Below are 12,022 nucleotides of genomic sequence, written 5' to 3' on the forward strand. Positions count from 1 at the left end.
TGAAAATAACATCGTCTTATAAAGCCGTTCCTTCCCAACTCTTTTCAAAAATTGGTTCGTCTTACTAATAACCCATACCGCCTATATGCTTCAAAGCCTCTCGCCTGCTTAACGGCTTCAGCGTATGTTCTTCGACAAACTGCTTCACGATGGCCGGGTCCGTTTTCGCGTACTCCCTCAATACCCAACCGATTGCTTTTTGAATGAAAAACTCATTTGATTCCACGTGCTGTAAGATGATTTCGAATAACAGCTCGGTATCCGTTTCTCCCTTGAACTTTAATTGATGCAAAATAGCGGAGCGGTTTGTCCACATATTGTCCGATTGCGACCAGTCCAGCATCACTTGTTTCCCGTACGCACGGTCCAACTTGACGATATGCCCGACAAGGTTCGGTGCGATTGCATCGACACTATCCCACCACGATTTCGCTTCAATGAATTTCAGTAGCTTCGGATAATCGTCAGTCGTGAAATGTTTCTTCATTTTATCGAGCAAAGCAATTGCAGCATACTGATATTCCCGCTCGGGCAATTCATATAATGTCCATGCCTCGTCAAAAACTTCCTCAACTGCAGGCAACGCGTATTCACGAAATTGTTCGCGCAGCAATTCCTTCCGCAGCGGACTCTTAATCCCTAGAAACGGAAAATGGTGTTTCATGTACGCTTTCATAGGTCCGGCATTTTCAACATTCCGGCACATTTCGAACTTCTCGACAATCCCCTTATGACTCCATTGCTTTTTCAATCTTGTCACCTTCTTATTTAATTGGTCTGATAGCTCTTCCTACAATTGTAAACAAGAATCTATGAAGTGCAAAGTTGGTAGTCCGAAATACGAAACTTTTACTACCTATTTGCCGTATAAACAGTTGAATGAATAGTTCGTGAAAAGGAGGCGGGATGATGAAAAGGAAATTTCGATGGAAGTTTGGATTAGCCGCATTTATGTTAATGATCATCCTTGCAGTTACAGGTTGCTCGCAGCCTGATGATGATCAAGATCCGATCAAGGAAGCCATAAAAACTGTTGTTGAACTTCAAATGAATGCGCCCGATGAGAAGGCTCTTTTAAAGAATTATTTACCGGATACGCTCGATGAGCAAGAAGTGAATGAAGGATTTGATGCATACATGAAGTATTTAGAGGAAACGTACAAACCATATTTCACGGAAAGTACATTCGAGCGATATATTATGACGAATGAACTTGTTACGTTCCATCATTCGGCTGACAGGTTTGATTATCAACTGAATGTGAACCATGTGGATGTCGAGCAAAACGAAGTGACGCCGACCAATTACAACTTCACGGTCGATTTGGATTATGTAAATAAAGATGGTGAAACGCCAATCAAGCTAACAGGCGTTGCCATTATGCGGGATGATAAAATAGCGAAAATTTCGTACCTCGGTGACAAGAAATTAATTAGAAGTTTGTTAAGCGGCGAACCAATTAACGTTAACCAATAAAAAAAGTATCCAAGAACAAAAACCGCCCAGGAAACATCCTGCGACGGTTTACAAATTGCACGATATAATCAGCTTGGCAGCGAACGATGGGCCAACACAAGAATCCCGTAACTGGTTCCCCAAGATTTGAAAGAGCTTTGAGCTTTTAGCGTTAACCTTTGAATTATAAAGAACTTTAAGTTGTAAGGTTTACAGCTTTGAACGCTAAGGTTTGAGCTTTTTCTCTGCTCGATTCACTAATTGAAAGTAAGGTTAGACCCGGTTTTCTATTTCACCCAAAGAAACCGGGAAAAGAAGGGTCTTGTTGATATCGTTTTCGATTACTCATGCAATGATCGTTTCACTTTATATCGTTATTTTCGTAATAGCGTTTGATTCGGATAGGACGGCATCCACTTCAGCTTTAAAGCTGGAAACCCGCTCTTCCCATTCCTCAATCCGTTTATCGAGGTTCAATGGATCGATAAGGACGTACTCGTTCCGTTCCATGAATGATTTCGTATGTAGTTCAACCTCTTCTTTTTTCGCATGCTCTTTATTTCCTAAAATTGCAGTTAAGTAGTCTTCGAGTCGTGACGGAAGCGTATCGTTTTCCACCGATAGTCTACTGATAGCCATACGGCGTTTTTCAACCATCGCAGAAAGTAGTTTTTCTTCATTCACAATGGATGACTTCCGCTCAATCGCTTTGGCAACCGTCATCTTTTCTCCAGCCACTACTACTTCAGTGACAGCATTCGATTGGACAACCGCGTCTTTCAGCCGGTTGCGCCGTTCAATTAACGATACCGCCTTGTCGAACCCGGCTTGGATCGTCTTTTCATACTCTTCAATGGAAAGGCCGTTTATTTTCCTTGCAGATTTGCGGTCTGTGTAAATAAAATCCGCCTCTCGAATCGCTTTAGGTATACGGTCATTCAATGTTTTCAATTCGGATAACGCACGGTGGATCGACATCGTTTGAGTAGTAGTCATCACATTTCCCCCTATCACTTTGTTTCATTCTACCATTTAAATGGATCAGTTGTGCAAAAAACTACCTTTCAATCCAAAACCTCCGAACGACGTTGCCATGCGGTTCAACGAAACTCTCATCCTCCACGCCGCCATTGTTTACAATGACAGCGGCCGAACCGATATTGTCTTCATTGCATGTGACTAACACAGAGCGAATGCCTAACTGATCGGTTATGTTTAATGCTTCGGAAAGCAAATACGTCGCATACCCTTTACGCCTCTCTGACGGGCGAATGCTTGCGCCGATATGGCCATCGACTTTGCGCAAATAGTCATTTAAATAGTGACGTATATTTACCATTCCGATGATCCGTTCGTTATCATCGACCAGAAAGTAATTCGTGTTCGGCACCCGTTCGCCCTGCCCTGCTTCCTTTTCTGCGAGTTCCTCCAAATACGCTTCGTAAGGTACGTCCTCTTTCAAACGAAAGCTGCTCGGAGACAGGCGATTTCCATCCCACTCCTTCATATACGCAATATGTTCCTTTTCCCATTTCAAGGATGGTCTCTCAAGTTGCATGTGAACTCCCCCAGTTCCTAATCGTTATGTGCATTTTATCACTTTTCAATTGAATTCAGGAATCGTAATAACGAAAATACTCGGACATCTCGTTCAGGTATACAACCCCATACACGAAATCCCTTCAACGTTTGTCCAAGCAGAATGAAAAAACGATGCATAGTGTAGTTGCAAAGGGCAGACATGCCTTTTTATTTTTTGAGAAGGGAGGGAAATAGAATGGGTTGTGAAAATTCACTTTGTCAAGAGTTCGCTAGAATACTCGGAGGAATTGGAAGTTTAGATGCAAATGGAGTTTGCCTCGTACAAAAATTCCGCGACATCGACTTTACGATTCTAGACCGTGAAACAAAATCTCCATTAGTGAATCCTCAATTTTTCACTTTTGAAGGTTTAGATGATGAAGGAAATGCGTTGAATTTAGGGGAAACCGTTCTATTAGAAGAGGAAATCAACCCCCTCCTAACAGAACTGCGAAGACGAAATATTATTGTGACTGCAGTTCATAATCACTGGTTATTTGATGAACCTCGGGCAATGTACATGCATTTCGAATCAATCGAGCCACCGCTCCAATTTGCTAGAAAAGTAAGAGCAGCATTTAGAGTGTTGGAAGAGGAATAACATAAGAAAAGTACCAGACTCACGAAAACTCGTCGGCGGTCTGGTACTTTCATTACTATAAGACTTAATTTTCTTGTACGTATTAATAGATATTACATTCTGGCTATACTGCCACGGCGGACAATAAGCGTAATTGTATTTAATGCAAGCGTAACGATAAGTAAAACCGTTGATGCAACGGCCACTGCCCCCATCGTGTCCATAAGTGCTGACCAATCCTCAATCCGTACGAGGTGATAGTTATAATAAATCTGGAAACAGAGCGAAATTGCACAAGCGCTCAAACTCATAATGGATAAGGCAGCCCAGTGTTTAGTAACTCCTATGAGATTCACTATCGGAAGTATCCAAGCAATGAGACCGAGCACAAGACTCCCTACAGTAAGCAATCCAACCATCATTTCTCCCCCTTTGCATATCCCTCCTTTGTAATGACCTTCTTTCTACATGTAAGGTTTCATTCATGCGCATCGTCTTCTAATTGCACTTTCAAGATGTTTAAAAGAAGAAAACTATCGATAGAGGACTCGTGCTCGCACCCTTCCAGCTTATAGATGAACAATTGCTGCCCCTCCTCTGCCACGAGCTCTGTGCAGGACATGTCCTCCTTGGCGGGCTTGTCTCCCCTCTCCTTATTTTTCGACCGATCGATTTCCAAACCGAATACCGACCCATCGAACGTTACATTGTACAACGTCGGATTTCCTTCGTGCGTATAATTGGTAATCCGGACGGAGGCTGCATCATCCGCTTCAACGCTGTCCAGAAATTGTTCAAATCGGTCAAAATTGAAAACGGGCCCATTCATGTTGATAACATCCCCGTTTTTCACCGCTTTTTCACTATCGTACGAACAAGCGGCTAAAAAGACTAACGCGAGCAACAATAGGAAATACAACTTTTTCGGCATGTGAACCCTCCCTTGACGTACTTCGTGCTTCGCCTACACTATATGCGTCAACTGGGGTCCCGAGTACACGAGTCTTCCGCGAAGGGCATATACTGAGGCATCGAAGGAAGACGGAGGTTGCCTATGTATTATTCTTCTTTTCCATATGGATTCAATTCCCGGCAGCAAGCTTTCATACCGATTCACCCGGCATATACGGCGATGCCGCAAAACGGAAGAAGTCCCTTTCCCCCGGTGGATACACGGAAATTCAGTGCTTCAGCAGAACGGTTCAAACAAGTGATGAATCAAGCGAATCTCTTCATCGGAACGCTGACCGCTTCAGATGATTTCGCCCGCAGGCTCATGGACGCCGCGCAACGGTCTGACCAAAAGGAGGTAGAGCGGCTCGTCCGCTCGACAGGTGTCACCATCAAATACAATCTGTCATACACCCCCTCCGGCATCCGGATCGATTTCTCGAACAGCGATGCCCAAAACAGCTGCTGCGCGTTGCGTATGGCCTTAAATTGGTAATCTAATTTTCTGAATAACATTGCAATTGTGATTCACTCTTTGTACAATCAATGCGAGAGGAGCGATTGTACATGGGCATTCGGAACTTAAAGCACCACCTGTAATGAGAAAAAATTACAGGAGGAATAAACATGACAACAGACCAATGGGTCATTCCCTTTTATCAAAAACAATTCAAATGGTTACGCGACGCGGAAGCGGAAATGGCAAACTACTTGCAAATAGAAGCCAATAATATCGAAGAACAGATCGGTATCGAATTTAATTCGATGCTCGATATCGGGGCGGGCATCGGCAGTATAGCTCGAGCTTTAGACGCACGCGGCATCGCCATGACAACGTTAGAGCTTGTACCTGACTTGGTGGAGGCAGCCAGACGGCGTTCACCGAAATCAATCGACATCCACTTGGGCGATTTCTACACATACACATTTCCAAAGCAATTCGACGTCGTCAGCTATTTTGACGGCTTCGGAATTGGGACGGATGAAGACCAACTAAACCTTCTGAAGCGCATGAAAAGCTGGGTAAAAGATGACGGCTCGCTGCTCATCGACATTTACCACCCGAATTACTGGCGCACCATTGCAGCCGGGCAAAAAATGAAAATTGACGATGCGGAAAGAATCTATTCCTTTGACGAAGAGCACTGTCGAATGATCGATAGCTGGTGGCACAACGAACACCCGGAAGAAATCGTCACGCAATCACTGCGGTGTTATACAGTCGATGAAGCAAGTTCAATGTGCGAAAAAGCCGGATTGACAATTACCGGCATCTTTCCAGGCGGAGCAATGGATTTTGACAATTGGACATACAAGGAGACCGCTCCGTTGTCCGGTTGCCTTTCGTATCGGATCAAGTTGACAAAGACCATCTAACGCAAACAAGAACAAAGACCTTTCCGCATCTAATGATGTGGAAAGGTCTTGTTTAATTAGAAAGCCTAATTACCCGATCCACATCGCAAATACAAAAAATGACCATATGGAAATTGGAATCCCTATGAGACCACACGCACCAAGGTATATTTTATTCGGCTTCTTAAAAATGACTAATAAAATAGGAATGAGTATATATAACCCAATACTAAGGAAAGTTACGCTAGTTATAGCTGTCGTCAACTTAATTGCCGGGAAACGTTCATGTAAATAATATGATATACCTTGACCATAGATTCCTAAAATAGTTGCAACGACTATGCCTATGATTACAGAAGCATTGTGAATGATTACTTTCATACCCTCAGTCCCTCAACAAATCTTTCTATTCCCTATTCCTCCGCTCATCAGGCCTGGTGGAAAACGTAGTCATCAAAACGATAAAAACAGGCAATAAACTCCATAAAAAGAAGCCCCAATGGCGTGTCACTACAGACAATATGAAGAAGAATGCAAGCGCTACAATTGAAATGTAAACAGTTCGTTTTTGAATTTTCCCCAACCTGTTCACTCCCTCTTTCCCTTTCTTCCATTGTACCACGCACGCATGCCGAATTCTCAAAAAGTTCCAATTTCAGATCAACCATTTGATGTAATGCTATTTCAATATCTCCGTTTTCCCATTCCGGTGCGTGCCTTCATATGTAACACCCCCCAATGGTTCATCGCTAAAATGATAATAAAGATCGGCATTGTCACCGGCAATTTTATTAAAGTTTATCGATCCGACGTTTGTGGAGTGAGCCGCCACTTCTTCTAAGGATTGCTCTCTATCTACTACCAAACTTACATACAATTTTTCATACCGCTTAAATTGGAATGTCGGTTCGAAAGATTTTTTCGTTTCATTCCCAATAAACATCTCGTCTGTCACGGACCAGCCCCAAAACCCTTTCGACACAGCATAAATCTTGAATCCTTCTTCATAAGGCCGGATAGCAAATTCCTGTTTTTTGCTTATCACATGCATGACACCCGGTTCCCCTGCTTCACCGTCCAACGCAGCACCCGCTGTCGGATTTACGATGTATTCGTCCCAAACGAAGGTTTTGAATAAAACAATGCCGATAACAATGAGCAACACTCGGATTTGATTTTTCCCCAACCTCTTCGTATGCTCGTGTTCTTGCCTTTTCATATTGATCCCCTCATTTCAAAAAAGTCTCTTCAGGTTACGCAACGTCATCTTATACAATAGATAGTAACATCGTATACGAGGAAGTTGGAGGAACTCTTCCGTCGCTTTATTTTTATCATCCCTATTTTATTCTCTTAATCCTTTTAAATAAATCAATTTTATCCACTTCCGGATAGTCTTTTGATACAGTACACATAGAACCTTTTTTTATGAGGATTGGTAGAATGTGAGCAAAGGAAGGATGGTAGTTATGGAGACGAATATCCTTGACAGAAATTATGTACATGTAAGCGGATCTGGTGATCAGACAATCATGTTTGCGCACGGCTTTGGCTGCGATCAGACAGTATGGAATAATATCATGCCGGCTTTTGAACCGGATTACCGGGTTGTGCTGATTGATTATGTCGGGTCAGGAAGAAGCGATAAATCTGCGTATTCCCGTGATCGATACGACTCTTTATATGGCTACGCCCAAGACGTTATAGACGTGTATGACGCATTGGAGCTGGAAAGCATTATCTATGTCGGCCATTCAGTCGCCGGGATGATTGGTACTTTAGTGTCGATAAAACGTCCTGATTTGATTGAAAAACTGATCATGATCGGATCTTCCCCGCATTATCTGAACGAGCCTGATTACTATGGTGGGTTCGAGGAAGAGGACATCCATGAATTATTGGATATGATGGAAACGAATTATTTGGAGTGGGCCAAGTATTTGGCTCCGATTGCGACGCAAAACGATGAGCTTGCCGAAGATTTTGAAGCTCGTTTGAAAGCAAATGACCCGGCCATCGCCCGCCAATTTGCCGAGGTGACGTTCTATTCCGACCATCGTGAAGACTTGCCGAAAATTTCGGCCCGCACACTTATTTTACAAACAAGTACGGATGCCATCGCCCCTCCAGAAGTCGGCCAGTTTCTTCATGAACAGATTCCGGGCAGTGAGTTAGTAATGATGAAAACAGCGAGAGGGCATAATCCGCATATTAGCCACCCAGAGGAAACCGTTCAAGAAATCCGGCGTTTCATCGACGGGACAGGAGTGTAAAGCAATGGATGAACAATTGAACTATGCACCTTGCGGATACTTTGTCCTGAATGCCGAGTGGGAAATTATTGAGATGAATCAAACATTGAAAGATGCGTTAGGGCTTGAAAAAATGCCTACTTATATGCAGGAGCTGCTGACGGTCCCTTCCCGCATCTACTTTGAGACGTATTTCCTCCCCGCCATTTCGATTCATAAAAAGGTGCGGGAAATGTATTTGAACTTCAAGCTGAATAATCAAACCTTCCCCGTCCTAATCAATGTCAACGAGCGGAATGGCCTCTATGAAGGGATCATTGTCCAAATGAGGACGCGCGATGAATACGAAAACCAGCTGATGATGGCGAAAAAGAACGCCGAGCGCATTCAAAAAGAAACGGACATCGCTAACGAGAAACTGCTCGCCCTCTTGCAGGATGTAGAAGAGAAGCAACAGCAGCTGAAAGAAATGAATGAAGAACTCCAAGTGCTTGCCGCTCGTGATGAATTGACTGGCTTGTTCAATCGGAGGACGTTCCGGAAGGACTTGGCATATGCGATCGAGGAAGCACGCGAAAACGGGGGGCCGTCTATTTCATTGATCATTTTCGATATCGACTACTTCAAGAAAGTGAACGATTTATACGGCCATGCCCTCGGGGATAGCGTACTGATGGAGCTTGCAAGAAAAATGGAGAGCATTATTCAACCGCCCGATGTAGTCGCTAGAATCGGCGGCGAGGAATTCGCAGTCATCCTTCATGAAACGGATATGCATGAAGCGGTCAACAAAGCCGAACAGTTGCGCAAATTCATAGCCGAATCCGAGTGGGAAAGCATCGCCATTACAATTTCTGTCGGAATCGCCCATCTTCAAGATGGCGACACATCTAACATCCTATTCACGAGAGCGGACGATGCGTTGTACGAATCCAAACGCAATGGTCGGAATCAAGTGACGAGCAGGTAGGATCGGTTTGAAAACGATAAAAACAAGGAGCTGGTCACCTGGACCGGCTCCTTGTTTTACTGTAAATAAAACGACGAGCCATCAATCATTTCAACGTCGTCTCTCGCTTTAATTTGCTCAATCAACGTAAAAAGGGCTTTGTCCTTTTGTTTCGCCTCAATCATGCAATCGATTTGCGGAACGGAGCCTTTGATTTCATGTAAAAACCTGAAAAACATGTCTACATCCACGTAATCCGCATGGTGACGGAATTTGTCCTCGCTTTTCGGACTGGAAATGTGCATTTTAATTGGCAGAGGGGATGCCTTCCATGTGTCCACTACACGACCCCATTTATCTTCCCAATTTTCATCACGATGGAAAGCGAGATGGTGATGATAATCAAACACTAGCGGGATGCCCAACTTCTCACATAGATAAAGCGTGTCATCAAGCGTGAATGACGTATCATCGTTTTCCAGCATAATCATCTGTTGAATGGATAAAGGAACATCACTCCAGTTCTCGACAAAGCGCTCAAGCGATTTCTCAGTGTCTTTGTAGTTGCCGCCGATATGAAGGACACAGCGATGGGTCGGATCTAGTTTCATTCCTTTTACAATCAAATAATGCATCTTTAAGTTTTTTACCGAATTGATCAACACATCTTTATTCGGGGAATTCAAGACGACAAAATGGTCAGGATGAAAATCGACGCGCATATCATGCTCTTTTACAAAGCTCCCGATTTCCGCTAACTTCCCTTTCAACGGCCGCATATAATCCCAATCGGACGTTTCTTCATGGGTGGCCAAAGGGATTAGTTTGGAGCTGAAGCGGTAAAAATGGATTTCATTAAAGAGATTATTTTTCAGCAGCCTATGTGTATTCTCCAAGTTCTCCAATGCAATTCGTTCCAATTTGCGGATTGCAGCTTCGCGGTCCTCGGTTTTTTGGAACTGCGCAAACGTCATCGTTTTAGATGGGGACGCATTTTTCAGTTCCATGCTCATCGCCACATACCCCATTCGCACAATCGTCATATTCGCACCTCATCTATGATGTAAAAAGATATGATTAGTCTCTTCCCTAACTGGACAAATATACGGTGCAATCGCAAACGAGCTTTTGATGAAATAAAAAAACGCAAGAATCACTTTCATTCCTGCGTTTCCTAAAAATCTTATTGACCTAATTTTACTGCTGATCAAACCACAGCAGCTCTTTATCATCCACGTCACCGTTATAATTAATGAGAATTTCTTCGCCTGCTTTTATATCTTTATGCGCATAGAAATCAAACGTATGCTTTTCGAAACTGATCTCATACGTTGCATTCGGCTCATAGGAATGATTGAATAACATTCCGTACCCAAGTAGGATTGCGGTATGATTGATGCCGTACTCAAAAGCGTAATCAGAGAGTAACGTTTTCTCGATGTGCGGGTGTTGGTCGTTTGGATATGCAATGACGGGCGCTTCGTGCACCATCGTCCCTTTAGTAATATCACACGTTGCGAATACTCCTCTATTGAATTCTCCATCACTAATGGCAGATGTTTTCACTTCAATAATGTTGCTCACCTTCTCACTTTTAAAAATATACTTTCTAACTATAACATCATTTCACTCATTAGACTGTTTTATTTACTTGAAGGTTGTATTTCCCTGGAAGTGATGACATTCCCAGTTTGATTGGAATACGATAAAGGAGATGAGCAATAAGGAGAGAAGAGATTGCAAATTCATGTCGTTAGACAGGGAGATTCCTTGTGGGAAATTGCCCGCACATATGGTGTGACAATTGATGCGATTGTATCAGCGAACCAATTGGAAGACCCGAATGCATTAGTAATTGGTCAGGCTCTCGTCATTCCGACCGTATCTCGATCAACCGCACCAAAGCCGGTCATTGATGTGAATGCCTATACACTGAATACTGGAGAAACAGGCGCGAGGGAAATCCAAGAAGTCGGCCGTTACTTGACGTATTGGATGCCATTTGTGTACAGCGTGAAAGAAGATGGGAGTTTAACGACTCTCGATGACACGGAAATGCTTAGATCCGCTGCGGCCGAACGAATCGTCCCCATCATAGCTATTACAAATTTCAGTGCTACAGAACCCGGATCTGTACTTGCACATACGATTCTTTCAAGTCGTGAACTTCAGGAAAAGGTCATCGCGAATGTACTCGGTGTGATGAAAGAGAAAGGTTATCAAGGGTTGAACATCGATTTTGAAAACGTGTATCCTTCCGACCGGGAGAACTACAATCAATTTTTGCAACTAGCGGTCGATCGGTTACATCCTCAAGGATATTCCGTATCATCCGCTCTTGCGCCCAAAACGAGTAGTGAGCAAAAAGGATTGCTAGTGGAAGCACATGATTATGAAGCGCACGGTAGAATCGTCGATTTTGTCGTCTTGATGACCTATGAATGGGGTTATCGAAAAGGACCCGCTCAAGCGATTTCACCCATTAATAAGATAAAAGAGGTTCTCGACTATGCTGTCACGGTCATTCCAAGAGACAAGATCTTTTTCGGCTTTCAAATTTATGCACGTGACTGGACGCTTCCTTTCGTTCGGGGATCGGAAGCTGAAACATTCAGCCAGCAAGAAGCGGTCCGTCGAGCCATTCAACATCAAGTCGCCATTCAATATGATACGAAAACTCAATCTCCGTTCTTCCGCTACGCCGATGAACAAGGACGCACCCATGAAGTTTGGTTTGAAGATGCCCGCAGTGCACAAGCGAAGTTTGACATGGTAAAAGATTATAACCTCAGAGGCATCAGTTACTGGGTACTCGGCTATCCTTTCCCGCAAAACTGGCTATTGCTTGGAGACAATTTTACGATACGGAAAAGAGTTTGAATTGTGTGGGTGCCAATT

15 protein-coding genes are annotated in these 12,022 nt (G+C 43.5%); 7 read left to right on the plus strand and 8 right to left on the minus strand.

The window, feature by feature from the left end; translation table 11 throughout:
- Window positions 1–64: 64 nt before the first annotated feature.
- Window positions 65–751, minus strand: coding sequence for a DNA alkylation repair protein (locus NIT04_RS15010; protein WP_252504343.1), 687 nt, complete (start codon window positions 749–751; stop codon window positions 65–67).
- A 158-nt stretch (window positions 752–909) separates the two neighbouring features.
- Here NIT04_RS15010 and NIT04_RS15015 point away from each other — a divergent pair, with 158 nt between their 5' ends.
- Window positions 910–1,476 carry a hypothetical protein gene (locus NIT04_RS15015; RefSeq protein WP_252504344.1) on the plus strand — a complete coding sequence of 189 codons (567 nt, stop codon included), beginning with the start codon at window positions 910–912 and terminating at the stop codon, window positions 1,474–1,476.
- Between the two features lie 345 nt (window positions 1,477–1,821).
- On the opposite strand, the gene NIT04_RS15020 is transcribed toward NIT04_RS15015, so the two are convergent.
- Window positions 1,822–2,451 (minus strand): hypothetical protein, encoded by a 630-nt coding sequence (locus NIT04_RS15020; RefSeq protein ID WP_252504345.1) that lies wholly within the window; start codon window positions 2,449–2,451, stop codon window positions 1,822–1,824.
- 61 nt (window positions 2,452–2,512) lie between these two features.
- Window positions 2,513–3,013, minus strand: coding sequence for a GNAT family N-acetyltransferase (locus NIT04_RS15025; protein ID WP_252504346.1), 501 nt, complete (start codon window positions 3,011–3,013; stop codon window positions 2,513–2,515).
- Window positions 3,014–3,232: 219 nt separating this feature from the next.
- Between NIT04_RS15025 and NIT04_RS15030 the strand changes: the two genes are divergently transcribed.
- Entirely contained in the window at window positions 3,233–3,637 is a 405-nt protein-coding gene (locus NIT04_RS15030; protein ID WP_252504347.1) for a DUF1259 domain-containing protein, read from the plus strand.
- 92 nt (window positions 3,638–3,729) lie between these two features.
- Here NIT04_RS15030 and NIT04_RS15035 read toward each other — a convergent pair whose 3' ends face one another.
- Together NIT04_RS15035 and NIT04_RS15040 are read right to left on the minus strand one after the other, a co-directional pair.
- The gene (locus NIT04_RS15035; RefSeq protein ID WP_252504348.1) at window positions 3,730–4,035 is read right to left on the minus strand and encodes a hypothetical protein; all 306 of its coding nucleotides are present in this window, start codon (window positions 4,033–4,035) and stop codon (window positions 3,730–3,732) included.
- Between the two features lie 59 nt (window positions 4,036–4,094).
- Complete coding sequence (locus NIT04_RS15040) at window positions 4,095–4,547, minus strand: DUF4362 domain-containing protein (RefSeq protein ID WP_252504349.1); 453 nt, start codon at window positions 4,545–4,547, stop codon at window positions 4,095–4,097.
- A 123-nt stretch (window positions 4,548–4,670) separates the two neighbouring features.
- On the opposite strand from NIT04_RS15040, the gene NIT04_RS15045 reads away from it, so the two are divergent.
- On the plus strand, window positions 4,671–5,063 hold the full coding sequence (locus NIT04_RS15045; RefSeq protein WP_252504350.1) for a hypothetical protein: 393 nt from the start codon (window positions 4,671–4,673) through the stop codon (window positions 5,061–5,063).
- Window positions 5,064–5,194: 131 nt separating this feature from the next.
- Window positions 5,195–5,944 (plus strand): bifunctional 2-polyprenyl-6-hydroxyphenol methylase/3-demethylubiquinol 3-O-methyltransferase UbiG, encoded by a 750-nt coding sequence (locus tag NIT04_RS15050; protein WP_252504351.1) that lies wholly within the window; start codon window positions 5,195–5,197, stop codon window positions 5,942–5,944.
- 658 nt (window positions 5,945–6,602) lie between these two features.
- Here NIT04_RS15050 and NIT04_RS15055 read toward each other — a convergent pair.
- Window positions 6,603–7,142 (minus strand): hypothetical protein, encoded by a 540-nt coding sequence (locus tag NIT04_RS15055; protein ID WP_252504352.1) that lies wholly within the window; start codon window positions 7,140–7,142, stop codon window positions 6,603–6,605.
- A gap of 250 nt (window positions 7,143–7,392) precedes the next feature.
- On the opposite strand from NIT04_RS15055, the gene NIT04_RS15060 reads away from it, so the two are divergent.
- Both NIT04_RS15060 and NIT04_RS15065 read left to right on the plus strand, forming a co-directional pair.
- Window positions 7,393–8,196, plus strand: coding sequence for an alpha/beta fold hydrolase (locus NIT04_RS15060; protein ID WP_252504353.1), 804 nt, complete (start codon window positions 7,393–7,395; stop codon window positions 8,194–8,196).
- 4 nt (window positions 8,197–8,200) lie between these two features.
- Window positions 8,201–9,145: a GGDEF domain-containing protein gene (locus NIT04_RS15065; protein ID WP_252504354.1), complete on the plus strand. Its 945-nt coding sequence runs from the start codon at window positions 8,201–8,203 to the stop codon at window positions 9,143–9,145.
- Window positions 9,146–9,201: 56 nt separating this feature from the next.
- On the opposite strand, the gene uvsE is transcribed toward NIT04_RS15065, so the two are convergent.
- Both uvsE and NIT04_RS15075 read right to left on the minus strand, forming a co-directional pair.
- The gene (gene uvsE, locus NIT04_RS15070; RefSeq protein WP_252504355.1) at window positions 9,202–10,167 is read right to left on the minus strand and encodes a UV DNA damage repair endonuclease UvsE; all 966 of its coding nucleotides are present in this window, start codon (window positions 10,165–10,167) and stop codon (window positions 9,202–9,204) included.
- Window positions 10,168–10,321: 154 nt separating this feature from the next.
- The gene (locus tag NIT04_RS15075; protein ID WP_252504356.1) at window positions 10,322–10,708 is read right to left on the minus strand and encodes an SET domain-containing protein; all 387 of its coding nucleotides are present in this window, start codon (window positions 10,706–10,708) and stop codon (window positions 10,322–10,324) included.
- A 153-nt stretch (window positions 10,709–10,861) separates the two neighbouring features.
- On the opposite strand from NIT04_RS15075, the gene NIT04_RS15080 reads away from it, so the two are divergent.
- Window positions 10,862–12,004, plus strand: coding sequence for a glycosyl hydrolase family 18 protein (locus tag NIT04_RS15080; protein ID WP_252504357.1), 1,143 nt, complete (start codon window positions 10,862–10,864; stop codon window positions 12,002–12,004).
- Window positions 12,005–12,022: the final 18 nt, after the last annotated feature.

The organism is Sporosarcina sp. Marseille-Q4943 (assembly GCF_943736995.1).
GTDB lineage: Bacteria > Bacillota > Bacilli > Bacillales_A > Planococcaceae > Sporosarcina.